The 18,466-nt window shown below is 31.5% G+C and carries 16 protein-coding genes; 8 read left to right on the top strand and 8 right to left on the bottom strand.

Features of this window, described 5'->3' with window-relative positions:
• The 6 genes from ACJMML_RS01455 to comC all read left to right on the top strand — a co-directional run.
• A partial coding sequence (locus ACJMML_RS01455; protein ID WP_405305631.1) for a hypothetical protein occupies positions 1–397 on the top strand: 397 nt, incomplete at its 5' end.
• Between the two features lie 23 nt (positions 398–420).
• Positions 421–759, top strand: a complete 339-nt coding sequence (locus tag ACJMML_RS01450; protein ID WP_295605989.1) for a hypothetical protein — start codon at positions 421–423, stop codon at positions 757–759.
• 563 nt (positions 760–1,322) lie between these two features.
• Entirely contained in the window at positions 1,323–1,946 is a 624-nt protein-coding gene (gene psmB, locus ACJMML_RS01445; protein ID WP_405305630.1) for an archaeal proteasome endopeptidase complex subunit beta, read from the top strand.
• A gap of 457 nt (positions 1,947–2,403) precedes the next feature.
• A complete protein-coding gene (locus tag ACJMML_RS01440; RefSeq protein WP_295605986.1) occupies positions 2,404–4,314 on the top strand; it encodes a beta-CASP ribonuclease aCPSF1 in 1,911 nt (636 codons plus the stop codon).
• 304 nt (positions 4,315–4,618) lie between these two features.
• The gene (purM, locus tag ACJMML_RS01435) at positions 4,619–5,638 is read left to right on the top strand and encodes a phosphoribosylformylglycinamidine cyclo-ligase (RefSeq protein WP_296869120.1); all 1,020 of its coding nucleotides are present in this window, start codon (positions 4,619–4,621) and stop codon (positions 5,636–5,638) included.
• Between the two features lie 165 nt (positions 5,639–5,803).
• Complete coding sequence (comC, locus tag ACJMML_RS01430) at positions 5,804–6,832, top strand: L-sulfolactate dehydrogenase (protein WP_295605982.1); 1,029 nt, start codon at positions 5,804–5,806, stop codon at positions 6,830–6,832.
• Positions 6,833–7,411: 579 nt separating this feature from the next.
• On the opposite strand, the gene ACJMML_RS01425 is transcribed toward comC, so the two are convergent.
• The 6 genes from ACJMML_RS01425 to ACJMML_RS01400 form a co-directional block, all read right to left on the bottom strand.
• Positions 7,412–7,804, bottom strand: a complete 393-nt coding sequence (locus ACJMML_RS01425) for a hypothetical protein (RefSeq protein ID WP_405305629.1) — start codon at positions 7,802–7,804, stop codon at positions 7,412–7,414.
• Positions 7,805–7,921: 117 nt separating this feature from the next.
• Positions 7,922–8,308 carry a putative zinc-binding protein gene (locus tag ACJMML_RS01420; RefSeq protein ID WP_295605978.1) on the bottom strand — a complete coding sequence of 129 codons (387 nt, stop codon included), beginning with the start codon at positions 8,306–8,308 and terminating at the stop codon, positions 7,922–7,924.
• 241 nt (positions 8,309–8,549) lie between these two features.
• Positions 8,550–10,478, bottom strand: coding sequence for a DNA polymerase domain-containing protein (locus tag ACJMML_RS01415; RefSeq protein ID WP_405305628.1), 1,929 nt, complete (start codon positions 10,476–10,478; stop codon positions 8,550–8,552).
• Positions 10,479–10,523: 45 nt separating this feature from the next.
• A complete protein-coding gene (locus tag ACJMML_RS01410; protein WP_295605974.1) occupies positions 10,524–11,588 on the bottom strand; it encodes an AI-2E family transporter in 1,065 nt (354 codons plus the stop codon).
• A 65-nt stretch (positions 11,589–11,653) separates the two neighbouring features.
• Positions 11,654–12,463, bottom strand: coding sequence for a dihydroorotate dehydrogenase electron transfer subunit (locus ACJMML_RS01405; RefSeq protein WP_295605972.1), 810 nt, complete (start codon positions 12,461–12,463; stop codon positions 11,654–11,656).
• A gap of 17 nt (positions 12,464–12,480) precedes the next feature.
• On the bottom strand, positions 12,481–13,392 hold the full coding sequence (locus ACJMML_RS01400; protein WP_295605970.1) for a dihydroorotate dehydrogenase: 912 nt from the start codon (positions 13,390–13,392) through the stop codon (positions 12,481–12,483).
• A 268-nt stretch (positions 13,393–13,660) separates the two neighbouring features.
• Between ACJMML_RS01400 and ACJMML_RS01395 the strand changes: the two genes are divergently transcribed.
• Positions 13,661–14,890 carry an NOP5/NOP56 family protein gene (locus tag ACJMML_RS01395; protein WP_296855689.1) on the top strand — a complete coding sequence of 410 codons (1,230 nt, stop codon included), beginning with the start codon at positions 13,661–13,663 and terminating at the stop codon, positions 14,888–14,890.
• Between the two features lie 95 nt (positions 14,891–14,985).
• The gene (locus ACJMML_RS01390) at positions 14,986–15,630 is read left to right on the top strand and encodes a fibrillarin-like rRNA/tRNA 2'-O-methyltransferase (protein WP_405305627.1); all 645 of its coding nucleotides are present in this window, start codon (positions 14,986–14,988) and stop codon (positions 15,628–15,630) included.
• Positions 15,631–16,579: 949 nt separating this feature from the next.
• Here ACJMML_RS01390 and coaBC read toward each other — a convergent pair.
• Positions 16,580–17,764, bottom strand: coding sequence for a bifunctional phosphopantothenoylcysteine decarboxylase/phosphopantothenate--cysteine ligase CoaBC (gene coaBC / locus ACJMML_RS01385; protein WP_295605965.1), 1,185 nt, complete (start codon positions 17,762–17,764; stop codon positions 16,580–16,582).
• A 151-nt stretch (positions 17,765–17,915) separates the two neighbouring features.
• Positions 17,916–18,464, bottom strand: a complete 549-nt coding sequence (locus ACJMML_RS01380) for a PsbP-related protein (RefSeq protein ID WP_295605963.1) — start codon at positions 18,462–18,464, stop codon at positions 17,916–17,918.
• Positions 18,465–18,466: the final 2 nt, after the last annotated feature.

Raw genomic sequence — 18,466 nt, 5'->3', positions numbered from 1 at the left:
ACTTTCTGATATTGGAGCCCATATCACTTTCTTTGTTGAAGATTTTGATGATACGGAGAATCCCCTGCCGGATTATGATGAAAGATTTTTTAAAAAACTTCATAGAACATATTGGGAAAATAAAAAGGCAGAAAAATTAGATACATTGATACATAGATTAATATCCACTATTTATGGCAGCTGCGATTTGGATTTTCTATATTGCCGCGGATTTCATATGGCAATGTTTTATCTCATGGGATGCAATGCTCTAAAAGAAGGAAGAGACAGCATTACTTGCGAAGATGTGGTAATAGCATACCTGACTGGATTCAAAATCATCCTCAATGACATCAGACCACTGGTATACGAACTATACGATGAAGAAAAATGGAAAGATGAAAGCAGCTGGAAATAATAAAAAAATAATGGAGTGTTTATATGATAGTGAATCGAAGCTTTGCAAAAGTCGTTTCTGTACTGTTCTTCCTTGAATTCGCATCCCTTTTTGCAATTGCAACAATGATCATCAATCCAGGATTCCAATTCTCACAAAATCCACTGATCCGTTTTGCAGGACTGTTCTTCTGTCTTTTAGTTACTGCAATCTTCTACTCATTCATATCAGAGGATGAAGAAACAATAAAGGGCAAAGACCAAGGAAATTTCCTAATCAAGGAAGAAATGGAATATAAAAGATTAATTCCAATAATAATCGTAGTGGGAATATTCATCGCATTTATCCTATTCCTTATCCTGAGGCCATATGGAATAATCTGAATTTCTTATTTTATTTAAATCATCAAAAACTATATGCTAAAAATATTAAACTAATTTAAAAACATTTAAATAATACAAAGTCAATAATAAGAGTAAATACATTAAAATAAATTAAAGTTATTAAAATCAATATTAATTTATAAACAAAAATATTGATTAGTACTAGGTAGTTTTGAAAATAAATGAAAATTAAGAGATTAAATTAAAAATAAAAATTAAATTAATCTTTAATATCAAAATAATCGAAAATTGAGTAATTAAAAAATTATAAAAAATCAAAAATTATTTGAAAATGAAAGAAATTATCCATTAGAATTTGTGAAAATAACGAAACTATTATATATAATGTATAACATAATAAGAATAGGTTAGGAAGTGCGAGTTATATTGTATAAATATTAATTGATTTTACAAATTTTATATAACTTATTAAACCTGACAATTTCTAATTTTAATAATAATTTCAATCATTAAAACATTATATTTTTAAGATTATTTTTTATTATTTAAGATTATTTAATAATTTAAATTTAATTTTACATTATTATACGAGGTGTATTAATATGACTGAAAAAAACACTTTTGAAGGTACAACCACTGTAGGTATTACCTGTGTAGATGGTGTTGTATTTGCAAGCGAAAGAAGAGCAAGTATGGGAAACCTTGTTGCTCACAAAGTAGCTGAAAAAATATTCAAAATTGACAATCACATTGCAGCAACCATTGCAGGATCTGTTGCAGATGCACAAAGCTTAATGAAAATCATTAGCGCTGAAACTGCATTATACAGATTAAGAAATGGTAAAGACATTAGCTTAGAAGCTGCTGCAGCTGTAAGTTCTAACATATTACACTCCTCACCAGCATATGTACAAACTCTTATCGGAGGAGTAGATGACACTGGTGCATCAATATATTCTTTAGATGCAGCAGGAGGTATGATTAAGGATACTTTCATTTCTACCGGTTCCGGTTCTACATTTGCATATGGTGTTCTTGAAGACAGATTCCACGAAGACATCACTGTAGAAGAAGCTAAGGAATTAGCTTTAAGAGCTATCAAAGCTGCTACAGAAAGAGACACTTACTCTGGAAATGGCTTCTTAGTAGCTGAAGTTACTAAAGATGGATACAAAATGTTAGAAAAAGAAGAAGTTGAATCTATTATTGAAAAAATTAATAGCTAAAAAATATATACGAATTATTTATTTTTTAACTTTATTTTACAACTAATTTTACATATTACAGTATAGATAGTATATGCAATAAATTAAGTAAACATCTTTTTTATGACACAGAAGCTGTTTATTTAATCCATAAGAATATTGATGTCGTAGATTAAAATCAATATTCTTAACTTTTAATTTAATTTTAAATCCTGAATTTAGAAATTTATATAATTATATTTTTAGATAATATTAGGATTTTGATTAGTTAATTAATTTAATTATTTAGAATTAATTATAGAATAATTATTCAATTAAACGGCTTATTTAAAAATTAACCAAAATTTACTTAACGAATATTTTTAAAAAACATTTTCTATAACTGATTAAAGGAAAATAAAAGAAGAATTGGAAATTACAAAAATATTGATTTTATACCATATGCTAATTTTATACGTCTATTTTTCGAAGTGATAATATGGCTTCAAACGTTTTAGAAGAAATCAAACAAAAAATTACAAAAAAACTACCTGATGAAGTTCAATTAGCTAATATTGAATTTGAAGGTCCTGAGGTTGTTATTTATACAAAAAACCCAGACATTGTAGCAGACAATGGGGACTTAATCAGAAACTTAGCAAAAGAACTTAGAAAAAGGATCATAATCAGATCAGACAAATCAGTTTTATTACCATACGAAGAGACTATTCAAAAAGTTGAAGAGATTGTTCCAGAAGATGCTGAAATCAGTAACATCACCTTTGATGAAGTTACCAACGAAGTGGTGATAGAAGCTACAAAACCTGGGCTTGTAATTGGAAAATATGGAGTTACCTCAAGAGAAATCGTTAGAAAAACCGGATGGGCTCCAAAGATTTTAAGAAGTCCTCCAATTAGATCTGAAATTATTGATAGAATCAGAAATACCTTGATGCACAACAGTAAGGAAAGAAAGAAAATCTTGCAGACTTTAGGTGCAAGAATCCACCAAGGTGGAAAATATGATAATGATTGGACCAGATTAACCGCTATGGGAGGATTTAAAGAGGTAGGACGTTCCTGCATGTTACTTCAAACTCCAAACAGTAGAGTGTTGCTTGATTGTGGAGTAAACGTAGCAGGGCAAGATGAAAAAAGTTCATTCCCAATGCTTGGAGTTCCTGAGTTTTCAATTCAAGACCTTGATGCGGTTGTAGTGTCTCACGCTCACTTGGACCACTGTGGATTCATTCCTTACCTTTACCACTATGGATACGAAGGTCCTGTATACTGTACCTCTGCAACAAGAGACTTGATGACCTTATTGCAATTGGATTACATTGACATTGCACATAGGGAAAACAACCCACTTCCATTTAATGTAAAGCATGTGCAAAAGATGATCAAGCACACAATCACTCTTGACTATGGAGTAGTAACAGATATATCTCCAGACATCAAATTGACCTTGCATAATGCAGGTCACATTTTAGGTTCCGCTATGTGCCACTTCCACATTGGTGACGGTGCACATAACTTGCTCTACACTGGAGACTTCAAATACGAAAGAAGCAGACTCTTGGAACCTGCAACCACAAGATTCCCTAGAGTGGAAAGCTGCATTATGGAAAGTACATATGGTGGACACGAAGATGTTACCCCATCAAGAAACAATGCAGAAAAAGAATTGATGAAGACCATCTACAAAACATTAAAACGTGGCGGAAAAGTATTGGTTCCTGTATTTGCAGTAGGAAGAGCACAAGAATTGATGATTGTGCTTGAAGAGTACATGCGCCATGGAATGGTTGAAGAAGTGCCAATCCATCTTGATGGTATGATCTGGGAAGCAACTGCAGTGCACACTGCAAGACCTGAATACTTAAGCAAAGACTTAAGGGATCAAATTTTCCATATGGGAAGAAATCCATTTATTGCAGAATCATTCAATAAGGTTCAAAACAATGCTGAAAGAAAACAGATTGTAGAAGGAGAACCATCAATTATCCTTTCAACATCTGGTATGATGACTGGTGGAAACTCTGTTGAGTACTTCAAATGGTTATGTGAAGACAAGAACAATTCCATTGTTTTCGTAGGTTACCAATCAGAAGGATCCCTTGGTAGAAAAATCCAAAAAGGACACAAGGAAATCCCATTGGAAGATGAAACAGGTAAAAAAAGAATCTACAATGTTAAAATGGATGTTAAAACCATTGAAGGATTCAGTGGTCACTCCAACAGAAGACAATTGATGGAATTTGCAAAAAGATTGCACCCAAGACCGGATAAGATCATCACTTGTCACGGAGACCCATATAAAACTGTTGACTTAGCTTCAAGCATTCACAGAAGTTATAAGGTAGAGACCAAAACTCCACTTATTCTTGAAGCAACCAGACTTCAATAATTTTAAATATTTTTAAAATATTTCATATTTCAAAATAATCTTTATTTTAGAAATAATCTTTATTTTAAAAATTATTTATTTTAAAATATTTTTTAAAATTTTTATATTTAAAACTAAAATTTATTTTTTTAATTTTTAATTTCAATCAATTTTATGATTAATTATTCTAAAATAATTAATATAATATAAATAATAGCTAAAACAAATATTAAAATGTTAGCTATTATTTAATTGTTAATAATAGCCTATTAAAATAAAACTTTGAAAAATAAAAAATTATAGAAATTATTATTAGGTGAATTTTATGGTTACTTACTCAGAATCTGGTGTTGACATTGACCTTGAAGCATTAACCGTTTCCAAATTAGCTTCAAAATTGCAGCCAACATTAGAATACAGAAATATTATTACTGACAGTGGACACTTTGCAGCATTAGTTGAACTCGGCGATAAGGCTATTGCTATGAGTACTGATGGTGTAGGAAGTAAAATATTAGTTGCAAAAATGATGGAAAAATATGATACTGTTGGAATTGACATGATTGCAATGGTAGTAAACGATATCCTTTGTGTAGGTGCAGAACCAATCGCATTAGTTGACTACTTAGCAGTTGAAGAACCAGACCCAAAAGTAGCTGAAGAAATTGCAGACGGTCTTGTCCAAGGGGCAAAAGAATCTCAAATCGCAATCATTGGTGGAGAAACCGCTTCCCTTCCAGGAATTGTAAAAGACTTTGACTTAGCAGGAACCGGTATCGGTTTTGTAGACAAGGATAAAATCATAACTGGTGCAGATATCCAAGAGGGTGATGTATTAATCGGTCTTAGAAGTAGCGGTATTCACAGTAATGGTTTAAGTTTAGCTAGAAGAGCAATCTTTGAAGAAGGTGGATTTGATGTTAACGACAAAATGCCTAATGGCGAAACCACTATCGGAGAAGAATTATTGAAACCAACCCAATTGTATGTTAAATCAATTGTTGACCTTTTAAAACATGACTTTAACATTAAAGGTCTTGCTCATATGACTGGTGGTGGAGTAAACAACCTTTCAAGACTTAAAAAAGGAATCGGATTTGACATTACCGATTATCCAGAACCACAAGACATCTTTAAATTGATTTATGAACAAGGAGTTCCTTTAGAGGAAATGTATAAGGTTTTCAATATGGGTGTAGGATTTTGTGTCATTGCAAGCCCAGAAGAAGCAGATGCTGTTGTAGAAGCATTGAATGAAAACATTGAAGCACAAATTGTAGGAACAGTAACTGCTGAAGAAAAGATTACTGTAAAAACATTTGAAGGAACTGTAATTGAATATTAATTCAATGCAAAAAAGAACAAAAAAGAAAATAAAAATACATAAAATTCCAATAATAATTTTAAAAATAAATTAAAAATAATTTAGAAATAAATTAGAAATTAATTATAAATAAATTAATAATTACAAAGATATTTCAACAAATGCCAATCATTAAGGAGGGAAAATATGAGAATTAGTGTTGAAAATGAAAGAAAACTTGTAAATGAAATCTTAATCAACATTGGAGTGCAAGAAGATCATGCAAAGATCATTACTGAAGCAACTTTAGACTCTGATTTAAAAGGTTTCACTTCACATGGACTTGGAAGATTCCCACAATACATTAGAGGAATCAATAACGGTTTCATTGAAACCAAAGGAGATTATGAAATTGTCAAAGATGAGGATTCCATTGCACTCATTGATGGAAAAAGCTTATTCGGACAATACATTGCACATGAAGCAATGATGATGGCAATCAATAAGGCAAAGGAAACTGGTATTGCTGCAGTTGGTACATTCAACTCAAACCACTTTGGAATAACCGGTTATTACTCTGACTTAGCTATTAGAAATGACATGATTGGTATTGTAATTTGTAACACTGAACCTGGAGTAGCTCCTTTAGGTGGTAAAAAAGCTATTCTTGGAACTAACCCAATAGCTATTGGTATCCCTTCTGAAACTTATATTGCTGTAGATATGGCAACTTCTGTAAGCGCAAGAGGAAAATTATTGGAAGCTAAAAGAAAAGGTGAGGAAATCCCTCCAAACACTGCAATTGACAAGGATGGAAATCCAACCACTGATCCTGAAGCTGCATTAGAAGGTTCTATCCTTCCATTCGGTGGAGTTAAGGGATACGCTTTAAGCTTTATGATTGAAATTATGACAGGCCCTTTAGTAAACGCTGCATTTGGTACTAAAGTAACCGGTACTGCAGGAGACTATAAGGAAGACTGTAACAAAGGAGACTTGTTTGTTGCAATCAATCCTGAAAAATTCGTTTCAATTGACGCATTCAAAGAGCAAGTGGAAGAATTCGTCACAGAAATCAGAGAATCCGGAAACACTTTCATCCCAGGAGATCTCGAAGTAAAAAGAATTGCTGAAAATGAGAAGAATGGTTTAGAAATAGATGAAAAACTCTATGAAACATTAAAAACCATTTGTGATGCTGAAAATATAGATTTAGACAGTTACTTAACTGAATAGATCTAACTTTTTTTCTTTTTTTATTCTTTTTTACTATTTTACTATTTTACTATTTTTACTTTTTACATTTTTCATTAACTGATTTTTTTATAAATTTCTAATCTACTATTTTTAAAAATTTTTTAAATTTAATAATTTTAAAAAAATTGAAAACTTAAATTTCATTTTTCACTGATTTTTATAAAAATTTTTATGAAAAAAATACTAAAAATTTAACTTTCTACGACATGTGAAAATTTTTATAATAAAAGTTCATTAAAAGATAGTTAAGATTAAAAACTATTAAAATAATTGATCATATATTAAAAATACTGAAAGTATGAAACATATTGTAAATTTTGATAATTGATAATCTACATCACACAGATGAGAAATGAGAAAATAATGAAAAAATGAAAAAATTATTTTTTGAAAAAATGAAAAGTGAAATTTTTTAGAAAATAATTGAATTGGATATTTTGAAAGAATAGAAAAGTGAAATTTTTGAAAAAATTAAAATTTAAAAAATCAATTAAAAAATATTGTAAAAAAATTTTAAAAAAAATAGAAAATAAATTTTTTAATAAAAAATTAAAAAAATTAAATTGCACAAGATGGTGCAAATCCTAAGTCATTCAATAATTTATCGAGACCTTTTTCTGCCATGACCACATCATCAACTAAACAGAATATTCCTAACTTGCCTTCCTTAATGAAATTTGAAAGTTTGCTTGCATCATCCAAAAGTTCAGATGCATCATCTTCAGCAATTGTAAAGAACAAATCTGTTTCCATCATATTAAGTGAACTGTTTACATTGAATTTGGAATCAATAGCTCCTTCTGTTCTTTCAATGAGGAGGAAATTCTTGTCAGTCTCACCAACAAAGAATGCAACTTTGGTTCCAGGGCTTAAAACTGCAAAATATTGCTCACTGTCACTGACAAACTTATCCCATAAATTATTATCATGAATCTTGACTGGCTTTACCATAAAATCACCTTTTAGAAATATTAGGAAATGAATAAGAAAATTATCTAAAATAATTAAGAAATTATCTAAAATCAAATGAAGAAATTATCTAAAATCAAATTAAGAAAATTATAAAAATTATTCTAATTCAATTTCTTTGATCTTGTTTTCAATAACTTCCTTCACTATTGAAACACAGATTTCCCCTTCTTCATCCAATCTTGCAGCATCATTTGCCTTATGCTCAGTTTCAGCTAAAATGTCTCCAACATTAAGTTCATCGACAATTTCAATACCCTTTTGCTCTAGTATTTTTCCAACACAGTTTCCTTCACAGCCATTAATAGCTAAAATAGGATATTTGTCAAGCATTCTTTTAAAGCCAGTGACATTTGCAGAAGTTGAACCCATACAAATGGATAAGATTTCCACATCATCAATAGCTAAGTCATGAACTGCAACTCTTGCAACCAAACCGTTAGGACTCATACCACTACATGCTGCCAAAGCAATTTTCTCTTCCATAATCATACTTCCTTTAAATTATTATAATTAATTATTCAATAAATGTGATTTTTAAATTTTAATAGAAATTATATAAAATTTTAATAAATTTAATATAATTTTTATAGATTTAATAAAATTTTAATAGATTATAAATTTTTAATAAATTTAATAAATTTTTATAGATTTAATATAATTTTAATAGATTTAATAAAATTTTAATAGATTTAATATAATTTTTATTTTGATAAAATTTAAATTTCTATTCCTTTTTCATTTCAGGCACATACTTTGCATAGAAACCATCAGTATCTGCATAAATTGCCTTGAAACCATAATCTTCCGCTTCTTTCATTGCCTTTTTAATATGCTGACGTCCCCAAGCAGTAATTGATTGGGCACATTCAAATGAATACCAACGGAATCTCAAGAATCCATAAACTCCATACATTGTATTTGCCAAACGTTTCAATGCTTGCTGTTGAACATCCAAACTCTTTTTCAGGATTGGATCATCAGTTGCCTTCATCCTATTCTTAACAGCAAACCTTTCATTAAGAATATCCTCTAAAGCTGAAGGAATAAATCCTTGAGGCTCTTTCTTGAACTTGAAGAAGTGTTCTGGTGAAATATAATATTCCTCATCATCATCTATCGCAGAAGAGATTTCCTCTTCCTTAAGATTATCTATTTCATCATAGCCAGTTTCATAATCTTCAAAGTCTTCAAATTTGGCATTATAAGATGAATTGTCATGTACCAAAACATCTGGAGAAATGTTTTTTGAAATGATTAAAGTAGGGTACAGACTCTTGAAGTCGAACTGAACCAAATTCTCATGCAAACCAATTTCTGGCTCTTTCACATAACCTCCGGAGTTGCTGCCTCTCTCCTTGATGTTTTTCATAGTCATGTTAGGCTTATTCGGCACAACCTCATCAACTTCATAAGCTTTTCTAACCAAATACCACTCAGCTTGTTGACCGGTTGCCATACGGGTTACATCAACAAAAGGCTGTCCAACTATACGGGTAAGTTCCAAATTCAAAGGCAATGTTTCCTGAGCAATCTTCAATGTGGATACGACATCATCCAAGGAATACTTGAACAGGTTCTTAAGTTCCTTGCCTCCATTGTCCCAGAATTCATAAATCCTGTCTCCAGGAACATCTATCTTTTCCTCTCCAAAGAACTCAAAGTATACTCTCTCTAAAGTGTATCTATCAAGAGACATGTATCTTCTCATTACCAAGTACAAGTCAACATGAAGAAGTCCTTTGAATGTAGCTGCATTATTGTAGCCTCTTCTAATGAACTTGATGCTTGATCCATCAACACCTAAATCCAAATCAAGGCCCCATATCTTTGCCCTATCCTTAAGGTAAGGGAAGTCAAAGACATCAGAGTTATACCCTATGATAATGTCAATATTGTTTTCCTTGACAGTCTTGATGAAAGATTCGATCATTTCCTTTTCAGAGTCAACCTTTTCTATAAAGTACATTTCAGGGTCATGCTCAAACTCATCACCTTTAGTGGAAATGACTTTTCTAACTCCTACATTGCTGTCGATTCCAATCATGATTATTTCATCCTCATCAGGATTAGGCATTCCATGAGGGTTTCTAACTTCCAAGTCAAAGCTCATCATCCTGAACTCTTGGAAATCAGTGTTTGCAGTTTTAGGAGCTTCATTCAATTTAAGGATTTCAAGGGAATCATTATCACTGTCTATGGTTTCAAATGAGTCAATAATTTCCCCTTCTAACTCCAATTCAGCCATAGGAACCAAACCATTGTCAATAAGATATCTTCTATAGAATGGAATGTCATGCTCCCTAAGCTGTTTTACAGAGCCCAAATCCCAAATCTTGTCTCTGTATTTAGGAACATCCTGAGGATGGTTAAAACTGATTTTAATGAATTCGGTAGGAACTTGGAAATCCTTTTTAAGGACTTTTTCAATTTTTGTAAACTCCAATTCCTCTTCCTTTTCAAGTTCTACTAAATCCTTCATACATTCATCAATATCATTTACAGGCAAAATATACAAATAAGGGACAAAACTGTCATCCAATGCAATCAAGTCATTGGATTTTTCTCCCTTCACCTTACCGAATAATCTCACGACGGGCTTTTCATCATGAGTGATATAATCAATGTCTAAAAGAACAATATTTCTTTTTACCATCCTATCGACCTAATTTTTTATAATAATTAATAATTATCAGATTCATTATTTTCCAATTTCTCTCTCTAATTTATCCTTTTCCAACTCTTCCTTAAGGGACTTGATAACTGCATATGCAATTCCCAAAATCAAAGGACCCAATATGAAACCAACAATTCCAAATACATAAGGTCCCGCCATAAATCCAACCAAAAGGATTAAGGAAGGCATGTCAGCATAATTGCTTGCAAGCATTGGACGAATGTACATATCACTCAAGCTTAATACGAATCCCCATAATATTGTAAGGATTCCTTGAACTATGTCTCCAGCAACAAAGAATGCATAGATTGCCAATGCCCAATAAACTATCCATGGACCGAAGATAGGAATCAACTGTGCAATACCTGTAATGATTCCTAAAAACAATGCAAACTTATATCCTAAGAGATAATAACCTATACCTCCCATAACACCGATAACAATAGCTGTCAGGAAATGACCATAGAAGATGGATTTTAGAACATTTGCAACATCATCCAAGGTTCTTTCAAAGAAAGCCCTATGCTCTTTTGGAATGAATACGAAAATATATTCCATAACCTTATCGCCATCACGAGTGAAATAATAAATGGAACAGATTAGGACAAACAATTGAACCAGCACATCTGAAAAATTCCTTATGAACCTTATGGCATAATTGAATATGTAAGTTAAGGCTTCATGCACTCCACTAGTCAATAGCCCTAAGTAAGGTTTAACTAATCCTTGAAGTTCCACAGGCAATGCTTGGACAAATGTGTTAATAGCCAAATTCAAATCAATCCCGGAACTTACAGAAAGATTATGGGAAGCGAAAAACATATTCGCAAAAACTGCTGTTTCCCAAAATACGTATATGAACAATAGTATCAATGGAATGATTACCACTATTATCGCCAGGAATATTGAAATTGAAGTGATCTTGATTTTTGATTGAATCCTATTGGCAACTGGTGTGATACCATAAGCAATCATTGCTCCAAGCAAAATCATATTCAATACCGGCATGACTGTAAATAATGACAATAATAAGAAAATTATTATAATCATTATATGTAGGCCATATTTGCTTTCACTAAGATTAAACATGTTATCATTAAATAAATTATTGTTAATATTTTTTTAAATTAAATAATATTGAAACGTTAATTGATTTAGAAATACTCTTTCATTCCAGATGCAGTTCTATGGAATTTACCGAACTCAACGATTTCAGAAACCTGATCAGATGAGAAAACAGGCCCTTCAGCACATATTCTCCAACCGGTATTGTCTACACAGCATTGACCGCAAACACCTATAGCGCATTTCATATAACGTTCCATAGAGTATTCACCTTCAATCATATTGGATTCTAAGCTACCATACAATGGTCTCATCATAACTTCAGGACCACATACAACAGCCCAGTCATACTCCTTATGCTCAATCAATTGCAATACCCTATGAGTTGCGAATCCTTTAAACCCACATGATCCGTCATCAGTGCAAGTATAAACCTTTGCACCTTTAGCTTTTAAACGTTCATCGAACAATAGCTCATCCTTGGTTTGTGCTGCACAAACAACATCCACTTGAGCCTTATTTTTCAATGCAGCTTCAGTGAATGAAGCTATAGGAGCCATTCCAACTCCACCACCAATAGCTAAAACTCTCATGCCCTTTAAATCGGTGTCAAACCCGTTTCCATACGGACCTCTAAGACCTAACTTGTCACCTTCCTTAAGTGTATGCAAGTTTTCAGTAAACTCTCCAACTTTTTTAACTGTTATTCCAAGCTCGCCCTTGCCGACATCGATGTAGGAAATGGACATTGGCTTTTCATCCTTGAAATTCCAAACCATTACAAATTGACCAGGAGTTGGAATATTTTCACCAACCATAGTCCAATCAAAAATGAAAGTCTTGATTGTAGGAGTCTCTTCTATAATCTTTTTAATCTCTAAAACTTGAGGTACATTCATTCTATCACCCACTAAAACTATGGCTCCTTATGAGCAAAGCCCACCATATCATTAATTGAATCAAATTCACTTTCCTCTATAAACTCTTCCAAATCACTTGTAATCCTTCCGAATATTTCAGGACCTTCATACATGATTGAAGTTCCGATTTGAACAGCACTTGCACCTGCATAGAGGAACTCTATAACATCAGCATAATTGCGTATTCCACCAACACCAACAATTGGAATGTCAGTTGCGGCAAATGCATCATAAACGCAACGAACAGCTATTGGCTTAATTGCAGGCCCACTCATTCCACCAAACTTGTTTGCAAGTATTGGATTTCCAGTTACAATATCAATTTTCATTCCAGGACCTAAGGAATTGATCAATGTCAATCCATCTGCTCCAGCTTCTTCAGCTGCAACTGCAATTTCTGAAATGTCAGTTACATTTGGAGTCAATTTTGCAAGAATAGGCACATCAACAGCATCCTTGACTGCCTTTACAACATTTTTAGTCAATTCAGGGTTTTGTCCAATGGATGCACCATAACCTTCCATTGCATGAGGACAGGACACATTCAATTCAATCATATCCACCAAGTCCTCTACCTTTCCTGCAACATATGCGAACTCATCAGGAGTTGCACCATAAATTGAAGCGATTGACTTGCCCTTTATGCGATCAACCCTTTCCAATTCATCGATGAAAGCTTCAACTCCAGGACTTGAAAGACCAATAGCATTAATGATTCCTCCCTCTACAGCAACTGTAGTGGGATTCTTATAACCATCATTAGGTTCCTTTGAAAATGATTTGGATACAACTGCACCAGCACCAGATTTTAAAATCCAATTAAGGGAAGATGCATGGCTCCCCAATACTCCTGCTGCAAGCATCAATGGATTCTTTAACCTGACACCACATAACTTAGTTTTTAACATGAATAACCTCCAATAAAAACATGAAATCTGAAATATGATCTTAAAATTATTAAGTTTTAATCTTTTAATTATAAATATAATTTTTCATAATTATTTTTATAATTATAATATAATTTTATACTATTTTAATATATGAAAACTATATGATATATAATTATTTGATTTGAAAGTGAAAAATAAAGGAAAATTTTTTAAAATTTTACAAAAATGGGGAAAAATTATCTAAAATAATGTAAAATATATTAGATAAAAAAATTAAAATAAGATTATGGAATTTTATATAACACAATGTATTGCAGGATTTATTGCATTTGATGAAGACCTTCAAATTGCTGATTATAAATTATTCAAAGAAGATGAAGTGGTTTCCAATCTCATTAAAATAGAGGAAAATGAGATATTAAACGAAGAGATCGAACTCATTAATGGAATGAAATTGAATTCAGAGAGTGGAGATAAGATCATTATAGAAACCACCAAAAGGAAATCCCAATACAAGGAACTTGAAAATTATGGAAATATTGAAGTGAAAACTCCTAATAAAGGTGGAGAACACTTAAGAAACAATATTGAAAATGTCTTTGAAGAAATAGGATTTTCAAAAAGTCAGGATGAAATCATTCAGATTTATGAAAAGCTTGCAATCCACAAAATCAAAAAATCTTCACAGGAAGAGGACAAGCTATTGATCCAAGCAATTAACTCTGTAGATGACATTGATGAATCAATCAGCAAATTGGTTGAACGTATTCGTGACTGGTACACAATCTATTTCCCTGAAATGGATACAATAAGCAATAATGAGACTTACATAAAGCTAATTGCTGAAAGTGAAAACAGAGAGGATATTTTGGAAAACTTCAATGAGCATTTCAGTGAAGAAATTGAAGAAAGCACAGGTGCTGACATTGAAGAATCCGATTTGGCCATGTTAAAGAGTTTTGCAGAATCCATCTATTCACTTCAAAAGTCAAGAAAGGAACTTGAAAATTATATCGATTCTAAAATGGAATCTATTGCTCCAAACTTAAGAGACTTATTGGGGTCCACATTAGGCGCCAAATTAATTGCACATATCGGAAGCATTAAAAGATTAGCAACTTATCCAGCAAGTGTTATTCAAATAATGGGTGCTGAAAAGGCAATATTCAGACATTTGAAAACTGGAGAACGTCCTCCAAAACATGGATTGATCTTCCAACACCCAAGCGTTCGTGGCGCTAAATGGTGGAACAGAGGAAAAATAGCTAGAAACTTAGCTTTGAAGATTACACTCGCTGTGAGAAAGGATGTGTTCTCTGGAGAGTATGACCCAAGCATTGCTGAAGATTATCTTAAAAAAGTTGAGCAAATCGAAAAGGAAAATCCATTCCCTAAAAAGACAAGCCAAAAAAGGGCAAAGGAAAGAAAGGCCGAAAAGGACAAAGGGAAAGGAAAAAGCAAGAAATATAAAGGAAGCAAGAAAAACAAGAAGAATAAAAAGAAAAGAAGAAAATAAGCAATTGACTTTTGATTGCAACCTAAATTTTCCAATATTAAAAATCTAAAAATCTAAAATTCCAAATTATCAAATTCATATAAAGATGTGAAAAAATGAACATATTTTACAAAGATGGTGAAATAGCTACCAGAAACTTACGTCCAGGGATTAAAGTCTATGATGAAAGACTTATCCAAGAGGGAGATGAAGAGTACAGAATCTGGAATCCAAGAAGATCCAAATTAGCGGCAGCATTATTGAATGGATTGGAAAGGCTCGACTTGAACAATGATTCTAAAGTATTATACTTAGGCGCTTCCACAGGAACAACTGTTTCACACATATCTGACATTTGCGATGAAGGCTTAATCTATGCTGTAGAGTTTTCACCAGTTAGCATGAAAAAACTGGTCAGATTATCACAAAAAAGAAACAATATCGTGCCTCTCCTTGCAGATGCTACCAAACCTAAATATTACTTGAACAAAGTGGAAAAAGCAGACTTGGTTTACTGTGATGTGGCTCAGGAAAAACAGAGCGAACTCTTCATGGACAATATGGATTTATTCCTAAAGGAAGATGGACAAGGGCTTATTACCATAAAAGCAAGAAGCATTGATGTTATTCAAAAGCCTAAAAAAATATTCAAGGATGAAGCTAAAAAAATAAAAGAGAATGGTTATTCCATTTTGGAAAAGATTAAATTAGAACCTTATGAAAAGGACCATATAGCTTTTCTTGTGGAGAAATCTTTTTAAAAGAACATATATTCATTTTTGATAAAAAACATTTTTCAAAAACCATACATAACTGCTATTTTAATCCAAAACCACCATTTTGTTATTGAAATTATAAAATAAAAATTTAGCTTTTCAGATAATTATTTTTATCAAAAAATATAAAGAATCATCAAAAAAATAAAACATATATTTTTTATAAAGATATTTCAAGAAATTTAAAAGAATAGATATCAATTCTAAGCTCTAAAAACCCTTATTTTATAAGTATTACTTTTTTCAAAAAATTTGATTTCAAAAGAGAAATATACATTAGATTTTTTAAAAAAAATAGATTAAAATTTACTGAAAATAAGAAATAAAACTAATGCAATTTTAAAAATTAATCTAAGAATAAATTAACATAATTATTAGTAATTTTAAGTAAAAATAAGAATTTAGCATAAAAACGAACAATCTCAAAAAAGTATTACTACTGAAAGCTTTTTATATAAGAATATTACAAATATATATTTGCTAATGCAATAAAAAAAGAGTTCATAAAAATATCCTCTAGGTTAATTCACTCATAAAAAACACTCCATAATTAAATAGCTTAGAGGATTGAACTTTTTTTGCAAAATAAACTATTTTTAACTCTTTTTTACTAAATTTTTATCAAAATTTTAAAAAATATTTCTAATTTTTCTTTATTTTCAAAAATAAGAAAGAACTACTAATTTTTATAAAGAAGTAATACTTTTTTTAATTATTATCTAAATAAGAGCACAATATCCTATTAAAAAAAATAAAGAAAAAATATTTAAATTTTTTATAGAAAAACAAGGAAGAATATGAGAAAAAAATTATATAACGAATAAAAAATAATGAGAATATGATCATCCAAAAAAAATAGAATTGAAAAATAAAAAATTAAAATAAAAAAGCAATGAGAAAAAGAAAAATTGAATCAAACTTTTAAAGTCTGAAATTAATTCAATTTTTTAGAGATCTCATCAAATATGGATTTGGAGATTTCTTTTTTGGAATTTAATGAAACCTTTTTGACTTCATCACTTACAAGGATTACCTCATTGGTTTCAGATCCAAATTCGCATCCATCATGGGAAACATCATTTGCTACAACCAAATCAGTTCCTGCTTCTCTCATTTGAGTCTTAGCACAATCAATCATTTTCTCTTCTGAAATGTTGTATTCCGCCTTGAATCCAATCAAGAATATGTCTTCATTGATCTTTTTGATTCTTTGTATGATTTTTGCAACAGGCTCAAATTCTAAAGATAAATTGTAGGATGAAGATATTTTGGAATCTTCCTTGCTGATTGGAGTAAAGTCAGAAACAGCTGCGGTAGCTATGAAAATATCAAAATCAGGAATCAACTCATCTATTTTCTCATTCATAAGTGTAGTGGATTCTGCATCAACTATATTAAATGCCTTTGGAATTGAAACTTCATGATGTGCAGCTAAAACAGTTAAATTAGCGCCTCTGATGAATGCCTCCTTAGCCAATTCCAAACCCATTCTTCCAGAAGACCTATTGGAAATTCCTCTTATAGGATCGATTTCCTCAAAGGTTCCCCCTAAACTGATCAATATGTTTTTACCTGCAATATTAGACACTTCATCATCTGCAATGCCCTTATTTACCCTATCCAAATTGACCGCCCTTACAGATTCAAGGACTATATCTTCAATAGCTGGGAATTTGGCTTTTCCTTCATCAATGCGAGGATTGACAAACTTAATTCCTTCTCCTTTTAGCTTTTCAACATTTTCACTTACTGCATCATACATTGAATCATGCATTGAAGGAACGAAGACAATAGGGGCGTCATGCCCTTGAGCAGTTATCAAAAGGGTGTTAACAGGATTGTCAGAAATCTTATATGCAAATTTGGAAATGGTATTTGCAGTAGCTGGAGCAACTAAAATCAAATCTTGTTGAGAGTATTTCACATGCTCTATCTTTCCAGTCAATTCCAATACAACTTCTTGGCCAGTAGCAAACTCTAAAGCATTTGGATGGATAATTTTAGTAGCTTCTGTAGTCATGAATGCCTTAACAGAATGGCCTTGCCTTCTAAATTCCCTTGCTAACTTAATGGTTTCGGTTGCTGCAATACTGCCAGTAACGCATAAAACAATTTCCATAAAATCACTTCAATAAATTTAAAATCTTGTAATAAATCATCTAAAATATTTAAATAAACATTTAAAATTTTGCAATAACAAATAATTAAAATCTTATAGTCTATAATAATCTAAAAAAATAAAAATAGTGAATTTTTATCAAATATCACTATTATAATTGAACACTGTTAATAATGAAATCAAAAGTGCCTACAACATTATCGAATTCAGATTCCGGTGCAGAACATAAGATAACATAAATGTCAGATTCCTTTTGAATCCAAATAGCTTTATGCTGTTTTGTTTGATTGTTTGCTACAGAAGTGTAATCCGCTTCCATAGCAGCTGCACCATTGAATGAAACATTACCCATGTATAAAATATTAAAATCAGAATTACGAGCCAATGTATTGTAATTGGAAGTGAATTCAGATTGTAGGGATCTTGCATTTGATTTCTTTTCAATATTCACATTAATACTATTAAAACCTGAGGAATCCTTTGCATCAGGGTCTGCAACCGCTAAAACTGTTTCATTAGAGTTGGATTTTGCAGAAACCCAATTCCCAGGCATTGATAATGATATTCCATTTTCTGAATAATCCACTGATTGCTGTGAAAGGTCATCTCCATCATTATTGCCTATAGGATTATTTATGAAAAATGAAACACCTACAATCAATATAATTAATACTAATCCGATACCAATAATTTTTTTCATAT

The sequence above is a fragment of the Methanobrevibacter sp. genome (assembly GCF_045130115.1).
Taxonomy (GTDB): Archaea; Methanobacteriota; Methanobacteria; order Methanobacteriales; family Methanobacteriaceae; genus Methanocatella.
This window is presented reverse-complemented; position numbering and strand designations above follow the sequence as displayed.